Origin of the sequence: Brevundimonas sp. (assembly GCF_036676055.1) — a bacterium.
Classification (GTDB): Bacteria; Pseudomonadota; Alphaproteobacteria; order Caulobacterales; family Caulobacteraceae; genus Brevundimonas.
In genome coordinates this window covers 60838-82755 of sequence record NZ_JAKFDS010000002.1, presented here as the reverse complement: position 1 = coordinate 82755, position 21918 = coordinate 60838, and the positions used below count along the sequence as shown (strand labels likewise).

Annotated in this window: 19 protein-coding genes; 10 read left to right on the top strand and 9 right to left on the bottom strand. The window is 69.9% G+C overall.

Features of this window, described 5'->3' with window-relative positions; all coding sequences use genetic code 11:
* Positions 1–109: 109 nt before the first annotated feature.
* Together V6M45_RS00490 and mfd are read left to right on the top strand one after the other, a co-directional pair.
* The gene (locus V6M45_RS00490; protein WP_332653241.1) at positions 110–382 is read left to right on the top strand and encodes an FAD assembly factor SdhE; all 273 of its coding nucleotides are present in this window, start codon (positions 110–112) and stop codon (positions 380–382) included.
* Positions 382–3837, top strand: a complete 3456-nt coding sequence (gene mfd / locus V6M45_RS00485; RefSeq protein WP_332653240.1) for a transcription-repair coupling factor — start codon at positions 382–384, stop codon at positions 3835–3837. The genes V6M45_RS00490 and mfd overlap by 1 nt, the downstream gene beginning before the upstream one ends.
* Here the strand turns inward: mfd and V6M45_RS00480 are convergent.
* From V6M45_RS00480 to V6M45_RS00470, 3 genes are read right to left on the bottom strand one after another with little or no spacing between them, the layout of a single operon-like run.
* Complete coding sequence (locus V6M45_RS00480; RefSeq protein ID WP_332653238.1) at positions 3834–4574, bottom strand: SRPBCC family protein; 741 nt, start codon at positions 4572–4574, stop codon at positions 3834–3836. The genes mfd and V6M45_RS00480 overlap by 4 nt on opposite strands.
* A 3-nt stretch (positions 4575–4577) precedes the next feature.
* Positions 4578–5174: an ArsR/SmtB family transcription factor gene (locus tag V6M45_RS00475; RefSeq protein WP_332653237.1), complete on the bottom strand. Its 597-nt coding sequence runs from the start codon at positions 5172–5174 to the stop codon at positions 4578–4580.
* Between the two features lie 36 nt (positions 5175–5210).
* The gene (locus V6M45_RS00470; protein ID WP_332653236.1) at positions 5211–6530 is read right to left on the bottom strand and encodes a diguanylate cyclase domain-containing protein; all 1320 of its coding nucleotides are present in this window, start codon (positions 6528–6530) and stop codon (positions 5211–5213) included.
* Between the two features lie 171 nt (positions 6531–6701).
* On the opposite strand from V6M45_RS00470, the gene V6M45_RS00465 reads away from it, so the two are divergent.
* Positions 6702–7643 (top strand): YihY/virulence factor BrkB family protein, encoded by a 942-nt coding sequence (locus tag V6M45_RS00465; RefSeq protein WP_332653235.1) that lies wholly within the window; start codon positions 6702–6704, stop codon positions 7641–7643.
* On the opposite strand, the gene V6M45_RS00460 is transcribed toward V6M45_RS00465, so the two are convergent.
* Both V6M45_RS00460 and V6M45_RS00455 read right to left on the bottom strand, forming a co-directional pair.
* A complete protein-coding gene (locus tag V6M45_RS00460; protein WP_332653233.1) occupies positions 7606–7836 on the bottom strand; it encodes a sulfurtransferase TusA family protein in 231 nt (76 codons plus the stop codon). The genes V6M45_RS00465 and V6M45_RS00460 overlap by 38 nt on opposite strands.
* On the bottom strand, positions 7833–8324 hold the full coding sequence (locus tag V6M45_RS00455) for a CinA family protein (protein WP_332653232.1): 492 nt from the start codon (positions 8322–8324) through the stop codon (positions 7833–7835). The genes V6M45_RS00460 and V6M45_RS00455 overlap by 4 nt, the downstream gene beginning before the upstream one ends.
* Positions 8325–8408: 84 nt before the next feature.
* On the opposite strand from V6M45_RS00455, the gene V6M45_RS00450 reads away from it, so the two are divergent.
* Positions 8409–10709: a fused MFS/spermidine synthase gene (locus V6M45_RS00450; protein WP_332653230.1), complete on the top strand. Its 2301-nt coding sequence runs from the start codon at positions 8409–8411 to the stop codon at positions 10707–10709.
* On the opposite strand, the gene V6M45_RS00445 is transcribed toward V6M45_RS00450, so the two are convergent.
* Positions 10706–11857, bottom strand: a complete 1152-nt coding sequence (locus V6M45_RS00445) for a bifunctional 2-C-methyl-D-erythritol 4-phosphate cytidylyltransferase/2-C-methyl-D-erythritol 2,4-cyclodiphosphate synthase (protein WP_332653229.1) — start codon at positions 11855–11857, stop codon at positions 10706–10708. The two genes, V6M45_RS00450 and V6M45_RS00445, sit on opposite strands and share 4 nt — an antisense overlap.
* A 63-nt stretch (positions 11858–11920) precedes the next feature.
* Between V6M45_RS00445 and dusB the strand changes: the two genes are divergently transcribed.
* The 6 genes from dusB (at position 11921) to hflX (ending at position 19282) form a co-directional block, all read left to right on the top strand.
* The gene (dusB, locus tag V6M45_RS00440) at positions 11921–12973 is read left to right on the top strand and encodes a tRNA dihydrouridine synthase DusB (RefSeq protein ID WP_332653227.1); all 1053 of its coding nucleotides are present in this window, start codon (positions 11921–11923) and stop codon (positions 12971–12973) included.
* A complete protein-coding gene (locus tag V6M45_RS00435) occupies positions 12970–15261 on the top strand; it encodes a sensor histidine kinase NtrY-like (protein ID WP_332653226.1) in 2292 nt (763 codons plus the stop codon). Before dusB ends, V6M45_RS00435 begins: the two co-directional genes overlap by 4 nt.
* Before the next feature lie 9 nt (positions 15262–15270).
* Positions 15271–16689, top strand: a complete 1419-nt coding sequence (ntrX, locus tag V6M45_RS00430; protein ID WP_332653224.1) for a nitrogen assimilation response regulator NtrX — start codon at positions 15271–15273, stop codon at positions 16687–16689.
* Positions 16686–17549 (top strand): D-amino-acid transaminase, encoded by an 864-nt coding sequence (locus V6M45_RS00425; RefSeq protein ID WP_332653223.1) that lies wholly within the window; start codon positions 16686–16688, stop codon positions 17547–17549. Before ntrX ends, V6M45_RS00425 begins: the two co-directional genes overlap by 4 nt.
* Before the next feature lie 103 nt (positions 17550–17652).
* Positions 17653–17898 carry an RNA chaperone Hfq gene (gene hfq / locus V6M45_RS00420; protein ID WP_055830158.1) on the top strand — a complete coding sequence of 82 codons (246 nt, stop codon included), beginning with the start codon at positions 17653–17655 and terminating at the stop codon, positions 17896–17898.
* Positions 17899–17974: 76 nt separating this feature from the next.
* Complete coding sequence (gene hflX / locus V6M45_RS00415) at positions 17975–19282, top strand: GTPase HflX (protein ID WP_332653221.1); 1308 nt, start codon at positions 17975–17977, stop codon at positions 19280–19282.
* 31 nt (positions 19283–19313) lie between these two features.
* Here hflX and V6M45_RS00410 read toward each other — a convergent pair whose 3' ends face one another.
* Genes V6M45_RS00410 through V6M45_RS00400 form a run of 3 tightly spaced genes read right to left on the bottom strand, consistent with a single transcriptional unit; the run spans position 19314 to position 21816 of the window.
* On the bottom strand, positions 19314–19613 hold the full coding sequence (locus tag V6M45_RS00410) for a DUF3303 domain-containing protein (protein WP_332653220.1): 300 nt from the start codon (positions 19611–19613) through the stop codon (positions 19314–19316).
* A 32-nt stretch (positions 19614–19645) separates the two neighbouring features.
* Positions 19646–20443, bottom strand: a complete 798-nt coding sequence (gene mazG / locus V6M45_RS00405; protein WP_332653219.1) for a nucleoside triphosphate pyrophosphohydrolase — start codon at positions 20441–20443, stop codon at positions 19646–19648.
* Entirely contained in the window at positions 20440–21816 is a 1377-nt protein-coding gene (locus tag V6M45_RS00400; protein WP_332653218.1) for an MFS transporter, read from the bottom strand. Before V6M45_RS00400 ends, mazG begins: the two co-directional genes overlap by 4 nt.
* Between the last annotated feature and the right edge of the window lie 102 nt (positions 21817–21918).

Below are 21918 nucleotides of genomic sequence, written 5' to 3'. Positions count from 1 at the left end.
TGACCGCACTTCATTGAAGTGCCCTGCGCTCGGCGCTGCGGGGCGCTTCTCACGATTTCACCGGGCAAGGACGCTTGTGGCCGATACCGACGCACGCCTGAAAGAGAGATTGGGCCGCATCGCCTTCCGGGCGTGGCGGCGGGGCTTCCGGGAGGCCGACCTGGTGCTGGGTCCGTTCGTCGATCAGGTCGGGCCGACGCTGGACGCGACCGAACTGGATGCCCTCGAGGCTTTGCTGGCCCAGGACGACGATCACCAGCTCTACGCCTGGATCATCGGCACGGAGCCGACGCCGGCGGCGCATGAGACGGCCTTGATGGCGAAAATCCGGGCCTTCATGCGCGACCATGTGGCCGCGGCCGTGGCCGAAGGGGCGGGCTGATGGACGCCGTGGTCTCCAAACGCGACGATCGGGAGCTGGGCGGGGCGCCGGAAGGCCTCGACGCCCTGACGGTGGCCGAGCGGCTGAAGGCCGACGGCGGCGTCGGCGTCTTCGTGGCGCGCGACTACGCCCGCATGGGCGAGTTCGTCCAGGCATTCCGGTTTTTCGCCGATGATGTGGAAATCGTGGAGTTTCCAGCGTGGGACTGCCTGCCTTACGACCGGCTGAGTCCGACCTCGTCGGTGTCGGCGGAGCGGATGGCGGCCCTGACACGTCTGGCCCAGCGCGATCGCGACGATGTGCGGCCGCTGCTGGTGGTCACAACCGTCGGAGCGGCGGTTCAGCGGACGCCGCCGCGTGAAGTCACCTGCGGCGCCGGGTTCGCGACCACGGTGGGTCTGGATCTCGATACGGCGGCGCTGGAACGGTATTTCGCGGCGAACGGCTATATGCGCGCCTCGACCGTGTCGGAGAAGGGCGAGTTCGCCGTGCGCGGCGGGGTCATCGACGTCTATCCGCCGGGCTTCGAGGAGCCGGTGCGACTGGACATGTTCGGCTCGGAGCTGGAGTCGATCCGGACCTTCGACCCGGCCACCCAGCGATCGACGGGCCAGTTGCGCGAGGTGTCGCTGGCGCCGGTGTCCGAGGCGCTGCTCGATCCGGACAGCATCTCCCGCTTCCGCACCGGCTATCTGGCGCTGTTCGGGGCGGCCGGCGACGATCCGCTGTACGCCGCCATCAGCGAGGGCGCGCGGCGGCAGGGCATGGAGCACTGGCTGCCGCTGCTCTACGACCGGCTGGAGACGCTGTTCGACTATCTGCCCGACGACGCCCGCCTGTTCCTCGACAACCAGGTCGAGGCGGCGCGGGCCGAGCGCTGGACGCTGACGAAGGACGCCTATGACGCCCGCCGCGACGCGGCCATGGGCAAGGGCGGATCGGCATGGCGCGCCTTGCCGCCGGAGCGGCTGTATCTCACGGACTCCGACTGGAACAGCGCCCTGGCGGGACGCTGGGTGCGGCGGCTGTCGCCCTTCCATGGCCCCGGCGAAGACGCCGGCGGGCGGCTGGGACGCAGTTTCGCGGCCGAGCGGGCCCAGGACAGCGTCAATCTGTTCGAGGCGGTGGCCCGTCATGCCCAGGCGGTGAAGGCCGCCGGCAAGCGCGTGCTGTTCGCGTCCTGGACCGAGGGCTCGTCCGAGCGGCTGGCCTCGATGCTCGCCGACCACGGGCTGGAGCACGTGGTGGCCGTGCGCGATTGGGCCGACGTCCAGAAGGCGCCGAAGGACCTGTATTTGCGCGGCGTGCTGCCGGTCGAGCACGGCTTCGAGACCGACCAGATCGCCGTCATATCCGAGACCGACATGCTGGGCGACCGGCTGGCGCGGCCGAAGAAGAAGCGGCGGGCGTCGAACTTCCTCGCCGAGGCCTCGGCCCTGACGACGGGCGATCTGGTGGTCCACCTCGACCACGGCATCGGGCGGTATGAGGGGCTGAAGACGCTCGAGATCCAGCAGGCGCCGCACGACTGCCTGGAGCTGCTCTACGCGGGGGACAGCAAACTGTATCTGCCGGTCGAGAACATCGACCTGCTGACCCGCTACGGCAGCGAGGCCGAGGGCGTGCAGCTGGACCGGCTGGGCGGGGCGGGCTGGCAGGCGCGCAAGGCCAAGGCGAAGGCCCGCCTGCGCGACATGGCGGAGGGGTTGATCGCCCTGGCGGCGAAACGCAGCCTGCGGACCTCAGACGCGATCACGCCGCCGCATGGACTCTTCGACGAGTTCTGCGCCCGCTTCCCCTATGAGGAGACGGACGACCAGCTGAACGCCATCGGCGACGTGCTGGAGGACCTCGGCAAGGGCACGCCGATGGACCGGCTGATCTGCGGGGACGTCGGCTTCGGCAAGACCGAGGTGGCGCTGCGGGCCGCCTTCGTGGTGGCCATGAGCGGCCAGCAGGTGGCCGTCGTCTGCCCGACGACCCTGCTGGCGCGGCAGCATTTCAAGACCTTCAGCGAGCGGTTCGCCGGCTGGCCGGTCAAGGTCCGTCACCTGTCGCGGATGGTCACCGCGAAGGACGCGGCCGAGACGCGGGCGGGGCTGAAGGACGGATCGTTCGAGATCGTGGTCGGCACCCACGCAGTGCTGAGCGAACAGGTCGGGTTCAAGGACCTCGGGCTCGTGATCGTCGACGAGGAGCAGCATTTCGGGGTCAAGCACAAGGAGAAGCTGAAGTCCCTGCGGGCCGATGTTCATCTGCTGACCCTGACGGCCACGCCCATTCCGCGGACGCTGCAGATGGCGCTGTCGGGCATTCGCGAGATGTCGATCATCGCCACCCCGCCGGTCGATCGTCTGGCGGTGCGCACCTATGTGACGCCTTGGGATCCGGTGCTGGTGCGCGAGGCCCTGCTGCGCGAGAAATACCGCGGCGGTCAGGCCTACTATGTCGTGCCGCGCCTGTCGGACCTGCCGGACATCGAGCAGTTCCTGCGCGAGAAGGTGCCCGAGATCAAATTCGTGGTCGGCCACGGCCAGATGTCGCCGACCCAGCTGGAAGACGTGATGAGCGCCTTCTACGACGGCAGCTACGACCTGCTGTTGTCGACGACCATCGTCGAGAGCGGGCTGGATGTGCCGACAGCCAACACCCTGATCGTGCACAAGGCCGACATGTTCGGCCTGGCCCAGTTGCACCAGATCCGCGGCCGCATCGGCCGGGCGAAGGCGCGGGCCTTCGCCTATCTGACCACCCCGCCGAACAAGCCGATGAGCCTGTCGTCGGAACGGCGGCTGCAGGTGCTCCAGTCGCTGGACAACCTCGGCGCCGGCTTCCAGCTGGCCAGCCACGATCTGGACCAGCGGGGCGGCGGCAACCTGCTGGGCGACGAGCAGTCGGGGCACATCCGCGAGGTCGGGGTCGAGCTGTATCAGCAGATGCTGGAGGACGCCGTCGCCGAGCTGCGCCAGTCGGGCGAGGGTGGCGGGGTGGTCGACCGCGGCTGGTCGCCGGCGATCAACGTCGGCGCGGCAGTGCTGATCCCCGAGGAATACGTGCCGGATCTCAACGTCCGTCTGAGCCTGTACCGCCGCCTGTCGGACGCCGAGAATTCGGAGACGCGCGAGGCGCTGGCGGCCGAGCTGATCGACCGCTTCGGCCCGCTGCCGGACGAGGCGAAACAGCTGCTGCGCATCGTCGGGATCAAGGCCAACTGCAAGACGGCCTGCATCGAACGGATCGACATCGGGCCCAAGGGCGCGGTGCTGACCCTGCGCAACAATGAGTTCCCCAATCCGGCCGGACTGATCGGGCTGATCCAGAAGAACCACGCCTTCTGGAAGATCCGGCCGGACCAGAAGATTGTGGTCAAGGGCGACTGGGACACGCCGGAGGACCGGCTGAAGGTCGCCGAGCGGATCACGACCGATCTGGCCCGGGTGGCGGGGGCCGCCTAGCAGCCCGGCGCGACCGTCTCGAAACGATCGTCCCACCACGCCTGCCAGCGGGCCTGAACGTCAGCGAAGTCGGCGTCGGACAGGCCGTAGGTGGTAAGGGTCAGCATGGCGGAACCGTGCGGCTTCGCCTCGGTCGGCGGCTGGTCCACGACCACCAACAGTCCGTCGCCCCAGGCGTCGACGGTGACGCCGATCTGATGGCGGGCGGTGAACCAGACCTCACCGGCGGCCGTCGTCTCCGGGCCAAGCGGGCCCGACCAAGGCTCGCCGGCGGCGGGAGCGGCGTCGAGGCCCAGCAAGCTCCGGGCCAGACGATTCTGGCGCGGCGGGCCGGAGAAGAACAGTGTGCGCCGGGTCTCGCCCGGATGGCGGGCGAAAGCGAAGGCCAGCTGCCAGGTGAAGGAGATCCACCCCTCGATCATGCCGTCGAATACGTCCGACCAATCGCCGGCGGGCGCCGAGCGCACCACCCGGACCAGGCTGCTCTCGCCGCGCGCCTCGACCTCGTAGCGGTCCGGGACGCCGACGAAGGTGACGGAGCGGGCGGCCTCGTCGGCCTCGGCATGGGTGATGAAGATGAAGTCGATCTCATCCTTCAGGGTGTCGGCGTCCCAGCCGAACCACTGTTTGATCTTTTGCGGGTCGCGCAGGGCGGTCCAGACGATGTCGGCGGGCGCGGGGACGGTGACCTCGACGAGGACATGGTCTTCGGTGAGCGGGTCGGCGGCTTCGGTCATCGTTCAGTTCCTGGCGGGCGCGGGTTTGGAAACCGCCGGATGGGCGGCGGCGGTGAGCCGGTAGCGGCGGCCCGAGGGCGCGGCGTATTTGCGGGCGAGGGCCGCCACGGCGACGCTGACCTCTTCGGTGAAGGCGTCAAAATCGGCGGGCGTGGCGAAGACGACGTCGGCCTCGACCGTCAGGGTCAACAGGCGCGACCCTTCCGCGGCCGCATCCTGACGCATCCGGGCGACGTCCCGGACGATGGTCGAGGCGGTGGAGATGAGGTGATCGGCGGCGTGGCGGTCCTGGGCGTCGACGGCGTCGGGATCAGGCGGGGCCTGCATCAGGGCGGGATCGAAGACGTAGTTTCGCGCGGCGACGAACAGCCGCTCGGTGAAGCCGCGCTTGCGCCGTTCGCCCGCGGGCTGAACCAGGCCGGCGCCTTCGAGGGCCCGCAGGTGATAGCCGATCTTCTGACGCGGCATGCCGAGTTGCTCGGCGAGGCCGGCGGCGGAGGCGGGCTCCGTCAGCGCCGTCAGGATGCGGCGACGGATCGGGGCGAGCGCCAGCAAGGCGGTGTCCAGGTCGTCAAGCAGGGCGGAGGGTCGGGCCGGCATGGCCCGAACCTGCATTAGACAACTACAGTTGTCAAATTAGCCTGACGTGGCCGCGCGGACGTCCCGTGAGGCGCGCTCGAGCACCGCGGCGGGAGATTCGCCGGGCCCGACCTCAGCCACCCCGACTTCAAACTCGACCACGAAAGGCGACCGATCGGGGCCGGCGTCAAAGGCGGTGCAGCCGATCACGGCGGCGATACGGTCGGCGGCGATACGCCCGGCCGGGCCCCGCGTGGCGGGCAGGGCGAGGGCGAAGACATCCGCCGACAGCCGCGCCGCCGTGTCCTCGGTCCGGATCAGTCGCGAGACCATGGCGCCGATCTGGGGCAGGGCGCGATCCAGCCATCCATCCTTGCGGGCCTCGACCACGGCCGGGGTCTCGGACACCCGCAGGACCACGACGGACAGGGGCCGGCGCCGCTGGCGGGCGCCCTCCGCGACCCGGGCCAGATGGCTGGCGAACAGTTCCGGCGTGAACAGACCCGTGGCCGGATCGGTCAGGCCCGAGCCGCGCGCGCTCTCCAACGCCCGCCGGATCGCGATATGGCGGCGATGGTGGCGGGCCAGGGCCACGATGCGGTCGGCCGTCTCTTCCTCCGGCGTGTCGGCCGCGGCGACGTCGGCGAAGCCGCGGTTGTAGAGCTCGGACAGGTTGATCTCGCCGGAGCCGCGCAGATAGAGCACCGCCGGGATGTGGTAGAGGCGGGTGTTCCGCTTCATGCCAGAGGCGATCGACAGGGCCGGGGCGTGATCCTCGGCGCCCCACAGCACGGCGGCGTCGAACGGCCGTTCGTGCAGGTAATCGAAGGCTGTGTAGGGCGTCGGCGCGGCCACCACTTCGCAGCCATGGGCCACGAGGGCGTTGGACAGGGCAAGGAAATGTCGATCGGGCTTTCCGGCGGCCAGGACCCGCAGGGGGCTGGGGTCGGGCTCGATGACCGGCAGGGGTTCGCCCCGGGCGGCGAAGGTCGCCTCGCGCAGGCTGACCTCCTCCTCGGCGATGGCGGCGCGACCGAGGTTCTCGAGCCGCAGGGCCGCCTGGGCCGCGTGCGGCGGGTTCGACATCACGATATCGGCCACCCCGGACGGCCAGTCGGCCGCTTCGGGGCCGATGGCCATGACCGGCAGGCGGCGCGGCGCGACCGTCTGGCGCAGGGCGGCCACGCCCTCGGCCGCCTCGGGGATCCGCGCGTCGAGGATCACCGTCTCCAGCGGCCAGTCGATGAGCACCTGCAACGCCCCGGCCAGGGACCGCGCCGTGACCGTGCGCCAGCCCAGCGTGTCCAGCCCCTGGCACAGGGACCCGATCAGGTCGTCATCAGGGGCGACGACCAGAATGCGCGGATCGGAAGTCAAGGCGAGGTCTCCAGCGGCCCCCCACCCGGGCCGCGATGTCAGGCGGCGGACCATAGCGAGGGTCGTCGCCGCGAGGCAACCGGCGCGGCCATCCTTTCACCGGCGGCGAAATGCGCTAAAGGGGGCTCCATCGGGGCGGTACGGGATATCGATTTGCAGGCCGGGGTGGAAATGAAGGACGCTGCGCGCTGGGCGGCGCCGGCGCTGTGGGGGCGGCTGGCGGTCAAGGCCTTCGCGCGCAGCTGGGGCCGGGACGTCATGCTCTATACGGGCGGCGTGTCCTTCTTCGCCCTGCTGGCGGTGTTTCCGGCCATCGCCATCCTGATCGGCTTCTACAAGGCGGTGCTTTCGATCGGTCAGGTCAGCGAGCAGGCGGCGGCGTTGGCCGACGTCATGCCTCATGCGGCGCGGGCCATCTTCATGACCGAGATCGACCGGCTGGCCAACGCCTCGGCCAGCACGGTCTCGACGCAGAGCCTGTTCGCCCTGATCATCGGTGGCTACGCCGCCCATCGTGGTTTCAAGGCCTTGCTGGCCGGACTTAACCTGATCCATGACGAGACCGAGCCGCACGGCTTCCTCAAGTTCAACCTGCTGGCTTTCTTTGTCGCCCTGTTCGCCTTCGCCCTGTTCACGGTGGTCTCGGGCGCCGTGGTGACCTCACGCCTGCTCGAGCACACAGGGCCCGGCGCCGTCGCGAACGGCGGAGGCGGTGGCCTCGCCTTCGTTGGGCTGTGGCCCGCCCTCGGCCTCGGAGTCGGGCTGACGATGCTCTATCGCTACGCCATGTCGCACCGGACCCCGGTGGCCTGGTTCCCCGCCATCGTCGGGGGAATCGTGGCGACGGTGATGTCGACGATTTCGTCCTGGCTGTGCGCCATCTACGTCGAGCAGATCGCTCCCCTGGGCGCGACCTACGGCTCGGTCGGCGCCATCGTCGTCCTGCTGATCTGGCTGTCGTGGAACGTCAACGCCATCTTCTACGGCGGCGCGTTCGCGACCGAGATGGAGATCGTCCAGCGTTCGGCGGGGGCGCCGGAGCTGGAGCCGGCCGATCCGCTGCCGGAGTCCGTCGTCAACCTGTCGGAGCGCCGGGCGTCTCGACCTCGATAGTCAGGACGCCGTCGGCCTCCCCGATCGAGACCACCCGTCCGCCGAGCCCCGCCAACAGATGCGGCACGTCGATTCGGGCCATAGGGTCGGTGGCCAGCAGGGTCAGGCGCGTCGACGGACCGGCCTCGCGCATGGCCTTCTGCAGCCGGAGGCTGGGGGTCGGGCAACGGTGGCCGCGAGCGTCGACGATCATGCGCCGATCCGGTCCAGCAGCAGGTCCAGCGCGACGCGGACGCTATCCAGCCTGACCGCCTCACGGCCGATGTCGCCGAAGCGGCGCACCACATGGATCAGGCCTCCGGGCCCGGCCGCCGCGAAATGCACCAGTCCGACCGGCTTGTCGGCCGATCCTCCGCCCGGGCCGGCGATGCCGGTGACGGCGACCGAGATCTGGGCCGACGAACGCGCCAGGGCTCCTGCGGCCATGGCGCGGGCGACCGGCTCCGATACCGCACCCTGTCTCTCGATCAGCGCGACAGGGACGCCCAGAAGCTCGCTCTTGGCGGCGTTGCTGTAGGTCACGAAGCCGCGCTCGACGACGGCCGACGAACCCGCCACGGCGGTCAGGGCGGCGGAGACGAGGCCGCCGGTGCAGCTCTCGGCCGTGGCGATCATCAGGCTGCGGGCGGCGGCGGCTTCGACGACCTTGCGGGCAAGGGCTTCGATATCGTCTGGAAACATGCGGCGAGGGCCTTCCGAAGGGGCGGCGAGTCGGTCCAGGGTGGCGCGATGCGCCCCGGGGCGGCGCCAGCATACGGGGCGGGCATGAGCGACACCACTGGCGACTCTGCGGTCCGCGACCTGCCGGTCGACCGTCTGACGCCGCTGCTGTTCGCGGTCGCCATCTTCACCTCGGCCTCGCTGGTCTTCGTGGTCCAGCCGATGGTGACCAAGCTGGTCCTGCCCATGCTGGGCGGATCTCCGGCGGTGTGGAACACCGCGATGGTCTTCTTCCAGGCGGCGCTGCTGGCCGGCTATCTCTATGCGCACCTGCTGCAGCGGGTGGCGTCGATCAAGGTGCAGGTGGCGATCCATCTGGCGCTGCTGCTGCTCGCCGCCCTGTTCCTGCCGCTGCGCATCAACGGCTGGCTCGGCGACCCCGACCCGTCGGCGCCGATCGGCTGGCTGCTGGCGACGCTGGCGCTTTCGGTCGGCGCGCCGTTCGCCGTGCTCTCGGCCACCGCGCCGCTGCTGCAGGCGTGGTTCGCGCGGGTCCGCGTCGGCCATGCGGACGGCGAGAACCCCTACGTGCTCTATGCGGCGTCGAACCTGGGCAGCTTCCTTGCGCTGTTGTCCTATCCGTTCCTGATCGAGCCGCTGACCAATCTGTTCGGACAGAGGATGGGCTGGACGGGGGGCTACTGGGCCTTTCTGCTGATGGTCGCGGCCTTGGCCGTGGCGGTCTGGCGCCGGCGTCTGGATCGCACCGCCGAACCCGCCCGGCTCGCGGCGACGCCGCCGATTCCGTGGCGCGAGAAGGGGATCCTGGTCCTGCTCGCGGCCGCGCCTTCCAGTCTGATGCTCGGCGTGACCGCCCACCTGTCGACCGACGTGGCCTCGGCGCCCTTTCTCTGGGTCATTCCGCTGGCCCTGTACCTGCTGACCTTCGTCATCGCCTTCCAGGCCCGCCCCTGGATTCCGCTGCCGATCACCTTGGCGGCGCAAGGCGCCATCGGGGCGGTGTGCGTGCTGCTGGTGGCCTTCCGCACGCTGGAGTGGCCGATCGCCTTCGCCGTGCACATCCTCGCCTTCTTCCTCGCCGCGCTGATGTGCCATCAGACGCTGGCGGCGAGGCGGCCGCCGCCGGACCGGCTGACGGAATTCTACCTGCTGCTGTCGGTGGGCGGGGTCCTCGGCGGGGCCTTCACCGCCCTGCTGGCGCCGGTCATTTTCAACATGGTCTGGGAATATCCGCTGGTGCTGGTGCTGGTCGGACTGGCGCGACCGTGGGGCAGGGGGAAGCTGCGGGGCGAGGAAATCGGGGCGCTCGTGGCCGCGGCCGTGTTCGCCCTCGTGCCGGTGCTGCTGTCGGCCTGGCTGACCTATGACGACAACGCGCGGGGGCGGTTCTACGAGATCTCGCCGTTCGGGCTCGACCAGCTGGCGCTGTGGATTCTAGGGCCGGTGGCGATCTGCGCCTTCCTGCTGAGGGACCGGGCGCTGGTCTTCGTCGCCGTGCTGGCGATGATCGCGTTGTCATCGCAGTACGTCGTGCGGATCTACGACTGGAGCTATTCGGGCCGCAGCTTCTTCGGCGTGATGCGGGTGGCCGAGATCGAGGATTCGCGCATGGGCGGTCCGGTGCATGTGCTGATGCACGGCACCACCCTGCACGGGGCGCAGGCGCGCGACAGCGCCTTCGACTGCCGGCCGACCCTTTACTACAACCCGCTGACGCCGATCGGTCAGGCGGCGGACATCGTCGAGGCGCGCGGGCCGGCGACGATCGGCGTGGTGGGTCAGGGCTCGGGCGCCATGGCGGCCTACAAGCGGGCCGAGGACACCATGACCTTCTTCGAGATCGACCCGATGGTCGACCGGCTGTCGCGCGATCCCCGCTGGTTCACCTACATCTCCGACTGCGCCGACGGGCCGATCCGCACCGTGCTGGGCGACGCCCGGCTGACCCTGAACCGCGAGCCGGCGGGATCGTATGATCTGCTGATCATCGACGCCTTCTCGTCGGACGCCGTGCCGACGCACCTGCTGACTGTGGAGGCGATCGAGGGCTATCTGAAGCTGCTGAAGCCGGACGGCGTGGTGCTGTTGCACCTGTCGAACCGCAACCTCGACATCACCCTGCCGGCCATCGCGGCGGCGCACGCTCTGGGCAAACCCAGCCTGCACAACCTGTATCTGGAGGACCAGAGCCAGCCCGACATGGCCATCGCCTCGACGGAGGCGCTGATCATCTCGCCGACCGCGTCGGGTCTGGCCGATTTCCGGGCGCGGCCGGAGTGGAGCGCCTCGCCGGAGACCTCGGTGCGGCCGTGGACGGACGACTACGTCAACCTGTTCGGCTCGCTGTGGCGCGCCTTCCGGCCACCGCCCGAGCGACCGACCTAGGCCGGCAGGTCGATCGTCGCCACGGCCTGGGCGGCGAGGCCCTCGCCCCGTCCGGTGAAGCCCATGGCCTCAGTCGTGGTGGCCTTGACGCTGACGGCGTCCAGCGGAAGCGACAGCAGGCCGGCGAGACGTTCGCGCATGGCCTGGCGGTGCGGCTTCACCTTCGGCCGCTCGCAGATCAGGGTGACGTCGACATTGACCAGCCGGCCGCCGCGGGCGTGCAGCCGCTCGACCGCGTGGACGAGGAAGCGGTCGGACGACGCGCCCTTCCACTGCGGATCGGTGGGCGGGAAATGATCTCCGATGTCGCCGTCCCCCATGGCCCCGAGAATGGCGTCGGTGAGGGCGTGCAGACCGGCGTCGGCGTCCGAATGGCCGATCAGGGTCTGGTCGTGGGCGATCTCGACCCCGCACAGCCAGACCGACGATCCGGGGCCCCAGCGGTGGGCGTCGAAGCCCTGGCCGACGCGGGTCTGACGGGGGATCAGAGCCTCGGCCATGGCGAAATCCTCGGGGAAGGTGAGTTTCATCAGGCGGGGGTCGCCATCGACGAGGCGGACCCGTCCGCCCGCGCGCTGGACCACGGTCGCTTCATCGGTGGCGGCCTCGCCGGCGGGCCAGGCGGCGTAGGCGGCGGTGATCGTCGCATGGCGGAAGGCCTGCGGTGTCTGTGCGCGCCACAGGCCTTCTCGCTCGACAGGGTCCGCCATCAGGCCGTCGTCCCCCCGGCGCAGGCTATCCGCGACGGGCAGGGCGGGCAGGGCTCCCTCGGCGTCCGACAGGGCTTCCAGCACCCGGCGGATCACTGGAGGCGTCAGCAGGGGTCTGGCGGCGTCATGAATCAGCACCGGACGAGCGGGCGGCCCTCCAAGGGCCTCAAGCCCGCTTCGCACCGAGTCCGCGCGGGTCGCACCGCCCGCGGCGATGCGCCATCCGGTCAGGCCGGCCAGCGCCTCGCCCGCCCCGGCTTCCGCCCCGGCCGGGATGACCACGACGAGGTCCTCGGCCCCCGCCTCCAGCAGGGCTTGCACCGACCAACGGAGCACCGGCCTGCCGCCGAGCAGCCGCCACTGCTTGCCCCCGCCGGCCCGCGAGCCGGAACCGGCCGCGACCACGACGGCGGCGAAGGCGGGGAGGGGGGATGTCATCCCGGCCTTCTATTCGCCGTCGTCCTGCTTGACGAGGGGGCTTGGAGCAGCGGTAAGGAGCCGATGGCGACTGGCGTGCAAATCGGAGACGTGTGGGTGCCCGGCCGGGTGCTGACCGCGCCCATGACGGGGATCACCGACCTGCCGTTCCGCCGGCTGGCCAGCCGGCTGGGCGCGGCCTATGTCGCCACCGAGATGGTCGCCGCCGCCGAACTGGCCAAGGCGCGGCCGGACGTGGTGCGCCGCGCCGCGGTGGGCGAGGGTCTGCCGCTGACCGTGATCCAGCTGGTCGGACGCGATCCCGCCGCCATGGCGGAAGGGGCGCGCATGGCCGAGCGGGCCGGGGCCGACATCATCGATCTGAATTTCGGCTGCCCCGCCAAGGAAGTCGCCGCGGCGGCCTGCGGTTCGGCCCTGATGCGGACGCCGGACCTGGCCTGTCGCCTCATGGAGGCGGCGGTCAACGCCACCTCGCGCCCGGTGACGGTCAAGATGCGCCTGGGCTGGGACGACGCCAGCCGCAATGCGCCGGAGCTGGCGCGGCGGGCGGAGGCGCTGGGCGTCAAGGCGGTGACCGTCCACGGCCGCACCCGGCAGCAGTTCTATACCGGCGTCGCCGACTGGCGCGCGGTGGGCGAGGTCAAGGCGGCGGTGGGCGTGCCGGTGATCGTCAATGGCGACATCGTCACCGCCGAAGACGCCCGGACGGCGCTGGCGCAATCGGGCGCCGACGCCTTGATGCTGGGCCGCGGCGTCTATGGTCGGCCCTGGCTGGCGGCGCATCTGGAGCGGGCGCTGTCTGACGGAACGGTGCTGGAGGAGCCCGGCCCGGAGGAACGACTGGCCATCGTGGTTGAGCACCTGCGCGCCTCGGTCGCCTTCTACGGGCTGCCGCTGGGGCTGAAGATGTTCCGCAAACACCTCGGCTGGTACATCGAACAGGCGCCCTGGCCGACCGATCCGATGGAGCGACGCGCGGCCAAGGCGAGGCTGTGCCGGCTGGACGCCCCCGGACAGGTGGAATTGGCGCTGGCGGAGCTCTGGCGGCCGGTGACGCTTTCCGGCAACTCGGCTGTTGATATTGAGCCACAGTTCGCCGAAGCTGGAGCGGCATGACGGACTCGCCCTCCAAGGCCCCCGAACCTGACGCCGCTCCGCTGAATGGGCCGGCGCGCTGGTTCGCCGGCTGGTCTGAGGAGCGCCGCCGCAACACCTTCCTGATCGCCTATACGATCGCCTTCCTGATCACGATCGCGGCGATCTGGCTGGTCGCCGTCGCGCCGGGCGCCAGCGGCGAAGGCGCCACGGCCATGGCCAGTCAGGCCGTACTTGTCATCCTGGCGATCAACCTTCTGCTGATCGGAGGGTTGGCGGTCGTCGTGGGACGGCGGGTGCTCCGCCTGTTCCAGCGCCGGACCCATGCCGGAGCGCGGCTCCACCTGCGATTTGTGACGCTGTTTTCGCTGGTGGCGTTGGTCCCCGCTGTGCTGATCGCCCTGGTGTTCGGGGTTCTGGTCAACCGGGGCGTGGACCAATGGTTCAGCGAGAATGTCCAGGCGGCGGTCAAGAACGGGGCCACCATCGGGCGCGCCTATGTCGAAGACGTCTCGAATGAGCTGGATTCCGATCTCGTCGTCATTTCCGAACAGCTTACCGGAGCCCGGGTGCTGTTCGAGAACCGGATTCAATTCTCCGAGGCTCTGGTGCAGATCGCGGATCTGTTCGGCTACCCCGCCATCTACATCCTCGGCGCCGACGGTGAGGTTCTGGCAAGCGGCGAAGGGGTCGGCGCGCCTCCGTATCTCTCGCCGCCGCGTGAGATGCTGGAAGCCGCGGCGGAGGACGGCTCTCCGCCCCAACAGATCACGGAGAACCCGGACGCGGTGCGCTCACTGATGAGCCTGCCGGCCTATGGCGACGCCTACCTTTATCTGGTGCGGCCGCTGCAACCCGGTTTGATCGCCCAGATGCGCAACGGCGAGGCGGCGATCGTCGCCTATCGTGAGGCGCAGGAGAGCCGACAGCGCATCCAGGCCGCCTTCGCCCTGAGCTATATCGAGACGGCGCTCCTGGTGCTGGTCGGCGCGGTGTGGCTGGGCATGTCCGCGGCAAGCGCGATCTCGGCCCCGATCGGGCGGCTGGTCGAGGCGGCCGACCGGGTCGCCGGGGGCGACCTGACCGCGCGGGTCGAGGGTGAGGAAGGGCCGGGCGAGATCAAAACTCTCACCGCCGCCTTCAACCGGATGACCGGTGATCTCGAGACGCAGCAGCAGGCGCTGCGGGCCGCCAGCGAGGAGGCCACGGGCCGCACCCGCTTCATCGAGACCGTCCTGTCCGGCGTGTCGGCGGGCGTCATCGGCGTCGACAGGCAGCGACGCGTCTCGGCCATCAACGACAGCGCAGTGGAACTGCTGGCCCTGTCCGACGCCAGGATCATCGGCCGGCCGCTGGGCGAGGCGGCGCCGGAGCTGAGCGAGCTGGCCGGCCGCGCCGAGGCCCACATCGAGGAAGAAATCGACGTCAGCCGGGGCGGCGAGACGCGGCGCCTGCGCGTGCGCATCGAGGGCGGTGTCGGCGGCGAGATGGTGCTGACGTTCGACGACATCACCCGGCTGGTCACCGCCCAGCGCAACGCGGCCTGGCGCGACGTGGCCCGGCGGATCGCGCACGAGATCAAGAACCCGCTGACGCCGATCCAGCTTTCGGCCGAGCGGCTGCGGCGGCGCTATCGCAAACAGGTCGGCGACGACGTCGAGGTGTTCGACCGCTGCACCGAGACCATCATCCGCCAGGTCGGCGACATCGGCCGGATGGTCGACGAGTTTTCGTCCTTCGCGCGGATGCCGGCGCCGCGCTTCACCGCCGAGAACCCGGCCGAACTGCTGCGCGAGGCCGTCTTCGCCCAGCGGGTGGCGGCGCCCGATATCGGCGTGGAGCTGGTCGAGCCGTTGCCGAAGGCCGTCCTGCACGCCGACGGCCGGATGGTCGGACAGGCGCTGACCAACATCCTCAAGAACGCGGGCGAAGCCGTGGCGGCGCGGCGGGCGATCGCGCCCAGGGACGGCGACGGCAAACGCCCGGGCATCAGCGCGCGACTGGAGATATCGGAGGACACCCTCACCTTCATCGTCGAGGACGACGGCGTCGGCCTGCCCGCCAAGGACCGGGACCGGCTGACCGAACCCTATGTGACCACGCGCGAGAAGGGCACTGGCCTCGGCCTGGCCATCGTCAAGCGCATCTGCGAGGAACACGGCGGCGAACTGAAGCTGGCCGACGCCGAACAGCTGTCGGGCGCCCGCGTGTGCCTGGTCTTCCCCCTGAAATCTCCACTGCAAGCGGCCGCGGCCGGGGGCAGGGATGCGAAAGCGCCCCGTCCCCCGGTCGCCGCGGCCGGCGAATAGCGAGGCGACATGCGATCCACGGGAGCCGATATTCTGGTCGTCGACGACGAGGCGGACATCCGCGAGCTGGTCTCCGGCCTGCTCGAGGATGAAGGCCACGCCGTCCGCACGGCCTCCAACTCCGATGAGGCGCTGGCCGCCATCCGGGCGCGCAAGCCGTCGCTGGCCCTGCTCGACATCTGGATGCAGGGCGGCGGTCTCGACGGCCTGGAGCTGCTGGACGTCATCAAGGAGCTGGACCCCGATCTGCCCGTGGTGATGATCTCCGGCCACGGCAACATCGAGACGGCGGTGACGGCGCTTCAGCGCGGGGCGTACGATTTCATCGAGAAGCCGTTCAAGTCCGATCGGCTGGTGGTCGTGGTCCAGCGCGCGCTGGAGGCCACCTCGCTGAAGCGCGAGAACCGGCGGCTACGAGCCCAGGTCGCGGCGCCGACCGGCTTCATCGGCCGCTCCGCGGCGGCGCAGACCCTGCGTAGCACCATCGCCAAGGTCGCCCCGGCCAACAGCCGGGTGCTGATCTCGGGCCCGCCGGGCAGCGGCAAGGAGCTGGTGGCGCGCCAGATCCACGAAGCCAGCGCCCGCGCCCGCGGCGAGTTCGTGGCCATCGCGGCGGCCGGGATGACGCCGGAGCGGCTGGACCTCGAACTGTTCGGCGAAGAGGGCCAGGACGGCCGCCCGAGCAAGATCGGCGTGTTCGAACGGGCCCATAACGGCACCCTCTATCTCGACGACGTCGGCGACATGCCGCGCGAGAGCCAGAGCCGCATCCTGCGCGTGCTGGTCGAACAACGCTTCCGTCGGGTCGGCGGCGAACAGGACGTTCAGGTCGACGTCCGGGTGATCACCTCGACCTCGCGCGACCTGAAGCAGGAGATCGCCGAGGGTCGCTTCCGCGAGGATCTGTTCCACCGGCTGAACGTGGTGCCGATCCGGGTGCCGGCCCTGGCGGAGCGCCGCGAGGACATCCAGGAGCTGGTCGACTATTTCATCGAGACCCTGGCGACCTCGCAGGGCCTGCCGCGGCGACGGATGGGGGACGACGCCATCGCCGTGCTGCAGGTGCATCCGTGGCCGGGCAATGTCCGCCAGCTGAGAAACAACGTCGAACGCCTGCTGATTCTGGCGACCGGCGACCCGAGCGAGCCGATCGGGGCCGACGCCCTGCCGCAGGAGGCGACCAACGCGGGCTCCTCGGGTTCGCTGGGCGCCGAGCGAATCATCGCCCTGCCGTTGCGCGAGGCCCGCGAGGTGTTCGAGCGCGAATATCTGGCGGCCCAGATCATGCGCTTCGGCGGCAATATCTCGCGCACCGCCGCCTTCATCGGCATGGAGCGGTCGGCCCTGCACCGGAAGCTGAAGTCGCTGGGCGTGTCGCCGGCTCGCGGCGCGATCGATGACGAGGAAGAGGGAGCCGTCGAGGCATGAGCCGTGTCGCCTACGTCAACGGAACCTACCGACCCCACGCCGACGCGACCGTCCACATCGAGGACCGCGGCTTCCAGTTCGCCGACGGGGTCTATGAGGTCTGGTCGGTGTTCGACGGCCGGATGGCCGACTTCGACGGCCACATGACACGGCTGCACCGCAGCCTGGACGAACTGCGCATCCCCATCCCTATGAGCCGCGAGGCTCTTGAGCGGGTGCTGAAGGAAACGGTGCGCCGCAACCGGGTGCGCGAGGGTCTGGTCTACATCCAGGTGACGCGCGGCACGGCGCGGCGCGATCACCCGTTCCCGCCTGAAGGGACGCCGCCGAGCGTGATCGTCACCGCCCGCACCCTGCCGCTGTCGAAGGGCAATGCGGCGGCCGAAAAGGGCGTGGCGGTCATCACCCATCCCGACATCCGCTGGGGCCGCTGTGACATCAAGACCGTCGGCCTGCTGCCCAATGTGCTGGCCAAACAGGCCGCCCGCGAGCGCGGCGCCGCCGAAGCCTGGATGGTCGACGAGATGGGGCTGGTCACCGAGGGGTCGTCGACCAATGCCTGGATCGTCGACGAGAACGGCAAGCTGCGGACGCGAGACACCCAGTCGAACATTCTGCACGGCATCACCCGCGCCGCCGTGATGCGAATGGCGGCGGACGAGGGCCTGGAGGTCGAGGAGCGGGCCTTCTCGGTCGAGGAGGCCAAGCGGGCGAAGGAGGCCTTCTACACCTCGGCCAGCGGCTTCGTGATGCCGGCGGTGTCCATCGACGGGGCGACGATCGGCGACGGCAAGCCGGGCCCCGTGGCCACGAAGCTGCGGGCGCTCTACCTCGATCAGGCGCGGCGCGACGCCATCTAGGCGTTGCGACCCGCGCCGGGCCGGTTAAGGTGACCCGCCGGCGTCGATCGGTCCCGGCCGTTCCTCCGGCCGGCGAAACAATCAAGAACAGGCTGAACCTGCCATGTCGCAAGACAAGTCCAAGAACCTTCAGGACACCTTCCTCAACAGCGTTCGCAAGACCAAGACGCCGCTGACCATCTTCCTGGTCAACGGGGTCAAGCTGCAGGGCATCGTGACCTGGTTCGACAATTTCTGTGTGCTGCTGCGCCGCGACGGCCAGTCGCAGCTGGTCTACAAACACGCCATCTCGACCATCATGCCGTCGGCCCCGGTACAGCTGTACGAGCCGGAAGCCGACGAGGACTGAGCGCCTCGGGCATAGCCGGACGGCGATCGGATACCTATCTGTCGGCTTCATCCGACCACGAGAGACTGCACGCCCCTTGGCCACCGCGCTTATCGACCACGCCGTCCCGCTGATCCGGGCCATCGTCATCCATCCCGACGGCCGCAGTGAAAGCTCACGGCTGGCGACGGAGCGGCTTGAGGAAGCCTCAGGCCTCGCCAGGGCGCTGGACCTTGATGTGCGCGCGGAAGAGATCGTCCGCATCCGCAAGGTTGCACCGGCCACCCTGTTCGGTTCGGGCAAGGTGGAGGAGCTCGCCGCCCTTGTGCGCGCCGCCGAGGCCGAGGCCGTGGTCATCGACGACGACCTGTCGCCGGTGCAACAGCGCAATCTGGAGAAGGCCTGGGACTGCAAGGTCATCGACCGCACCGGCCTGATCCTCGAGATCTTCGGCCGCCGGGCGCGGACCAAGGAAGGCCGGCTGCAGGTCGAACTGGCGCGGCTGGACTACGAGCGTTCGCGGCTGGTGCGGACCTGGACCCACCTGGAGCGCCAGCGTGGGGGCACCGGCTCGACCGGCGGCCCCGGCGAGACCCAGATCGAACTCGACCGCCGCCTGATCGCCGACCGCATCGTCAAGCTGAAAGCCGAACTTGAGGAGGTGCGCCGCACCCGCGGCCTGCACCGCAAGCAGCGCCAGAAGGTCCCGTTCCCGACGGTGGCCCTGGTCGGTTACACCAACGCCGGCAAGTCGACCCTGTTCAACCGGCTGACCGGCTCCGAGGTGTTCGCCAAGGACCTGCTGTTCGCCACCCTCGACACCACCCAGCGCACCATCCGCCTGCCGCAGGGGCGACCGGCGATCGTCGCCGACACCGTCGGCTTCATCTCCGACCTGCCGCACGAACTGGTCGAGAGCTTCCGCGCCACGCTGGAGGAGGTCGGCGAGGCCGACCTGATCCTGCACGTTCGCGACATCGCCTCGCCGGATAGCGAGGCCCAGCGCAAGGACGTCGAGGCGGTTCTGGCCCAGATCGAGACGCCGGAAGGCAAGGCCCGCCGGGTGCTGGAAGTCTGGAACAAGACCGACCTGCTGGACGACGAGACCCGCGAGGCCGTGCTCGGCCAGGCCGACCGGCTGCGGACCCAGGGCAAGGCCGTGGCGGTCTCGGCCTGGACCGGGGAGGGGATCGAGGCCCTGCGCGAGACCATCGCCGGCCTGATCGATGACGATCCGGAAACGGCGCTGGTGCTCGCCCCCTCACAGGGCGAGGCCCTGGCCTGGCTGTACGAGAATGGCCGGGTCACCGGACGCGAGACGGACGCCGAGGGCCGGACCCATGTGACGGTCCGGCTGCACCCCGCCGCGCTCGGCCGGTTCGAGCGCCAGTTTTCCACGTCCTAAGCAGTCGCAACGCCGGCCCCGTCTTCGTAGGTCAGGCGGAGGGGTCGCTCGTCCCGGGCAGTATCGCCTCGAACAAGGGGCGCGTCTCGGCGCCGGTCAGAACGGGGATGACCTCGAAGGTGACTCCTGCCCCGCGCCAGCCCAGGATCCAGGCCTGCAGCCGGGCGAGGTCGTCGCACCGCATCAGCTGGAAGCAGCGGGCGAAGCCGGCTTCGACCCAGCTGTCCACGAATTCGACGCCCTCGGGCAGCATCCGGCCCCGCTCGCGCAGCCGCTCATAGACGGGCGCCATGTCGTTGTCCCGGAAGGTCTCAATGATCATGAACAGCATCACCGATCTCCATCTGGCCGGTCATCCCGACCCTATCGCCGCTCCGCCGCCTTTGCCGCGTCCCACAGCCTGTCCATCTCGGCGAGGTTGGATTGCTCCGGCGTCCGCCCGTCCTTCGCCAGCTCGGCTTCGATGAAGCCGAACCGGCGGACGAATTTGGCGTTCGCCCCGCGCAGCGCATCCTCCGGCTCCACGCCCAGCTTGCGGGCGAGGTTGGCGAGGACGAAGAGCAGGTCGCCCATTTCGTCGCGCGCCTTGTCGAGGTCGCCGGCGGCGATTTCGGCGCGCAGTTCGGCGACCTCCTCGTCCAGCTTGTCGAACACCTCGTCGGTCGAGGGCCAGTCGAAGCCCACCCGGGCGGCGCGCCTGGTGAGCTTGGCGGCGCGGGCCAGGGCGGGCAGGCCGACCGGGACGTCGTCGAGCACGCCGTGCTGCGCCCTGGCCACGCGCTCGGCCGCCTTGATGTCCTCCCAACGGGCCTTCTGGGCGGCGCCGTCCGCCTTGGCCGCCTCGTCGCCGAAAACGTGCGGATGGCGGCGCTCCAGCTTGTCGGCGATAGCGTTCGCCACATCATCGAAGGCGAACAGCCCCTGTTCCTCGGCCATGCGCGCATGGAAGACGACCTGGAACAGCAGGTCGCCGAGTTCGGACTTCAGCTCGTCCCAGTCGCCGCGTTCGATGGCGTCGGCGACCTCATAGGCCTCCTCCAGCGTATAGGGGGCGATGGTCTGGAAAGTCTGTTCCACGTCCCAGGGGCAGCCTCCGACGGGGTTGCGCAGCCGGGCCATGATGGCGTTGAGGCGGTCGACGGGGGTCGCCGCCCGGGTCATCGGGCTTCTCCGTCCCGCGCAGCCAGTTGGGCCCGGATGTCGGCGTGCTTCTCGGGCGTCAGCGGGTAGATTCGCAGCACCAGGGCCGAGATCAGCAGCAGCACGACCGGGGCGGCGATGAACAGCCACTGCAGGCCAAGGATCACGTCCGGATCGTTGACTGCGCCCGGGGCGGCGTCGAACCCGATCCATTCCAGCACCGCGAAGGCGCCGACCGAGATGGCGTAGCCCATCTTCGAAGTGGCGTTGAGGATCGAGAACAACAGGCCGGTCCGGTCCGCGCCGACGTCCAGCCGGATAGCGTCGGAGGCGTCGGCCATCATGGCGCGCAGCAGCAGGTCCGCGGCCCCGAAGGCCAGCCCTGTGCCGAACATGGCGCCGAGGGCGGCGGGGAAGTTGCCGGCCGGAACCAGCAGGGTGGCGGCGGCGAAGCTGACGGCGAAATAGATGCTGCCGATCGCCAACGCCCTGTGTTTGCCGATGCGGGTCGCCAGCACGGCCCAGATCGGCGCGCCGACGAGGCCGGCGACGAAGTAGACCAACAGCAGGATCGAGGTCTGCTCACGCTCGAAGCCCCGGGCCTGTTCAAAGAAGTAGAAGAACAGCACCCCGATCAGTCCGCGCGCGGCGCCCAGCATCAGGTCTGACAGGAGCAGGCGGCGCAGCACCGGCTTGGCGATCAACGCCAGGGTCGCGCCAAGGCCGCCGTGCGGGGGCGGGGTGACGTTCTTCGGCTCCGGCGTGAAGAGGAAGGTGATCAGCAGGGCGACCGGCAGAAGCGCGACGATGAAGCCGCCCTGCATCCGCACCGCCTCGACATAGGTGTGGCCCATGGCCTGGGCGCCGACCGGGATCAGCAGGACCGCCAGCACGCCGATGATGTTGGCCACCTGCCAGAAGCCGTAGATGCGCGAGCGCTGGTCGTAGTCGGGCGACAGCACCGAGGCCCAGCTCATCTGGCTGAGCAGGCTGATCGAATAGCCGAGGTACATGATGACCAGCCAGACCGCGAGGTGGGTCGCGCCGGCGCCCTGGCCAACGAAGAACAGCATCGCGACCGAGCCCATCAGGATCGGCGCGCCGATGGCCATCCACACCCGGTAGCGGCCCCATTTCGTCGAGGTCCGGTCGATGACCATGCCGAGGAAGGGATCGACGACGATGTCGGCCAGCCGCACGATCAGGAAGATCAGGCTGACGGCGGCCAGCGGTACGCCGACATGGCTGGCGTAGAACTCCGGCAGGGTCACATAGACAGGCAGGCCCAGCGCCGCATACGGCAGGCAGCTGGCCGCGAAGGCCGCGAGGGTCGCATTCGAGCGCCGGACCGGGGCGAGTGGGGCGCGGGCGGGCGAGGCAGGGGCGTCGGTCATGGACGGGTCCGGAGCGCGGCGGATGAGTCGCCCGCAGCTTCACCATGCCGACTTTGAGCGTTTCGCGCGAGCGGTCGCCGCCCGTTGTCCGACGGGAGGCGA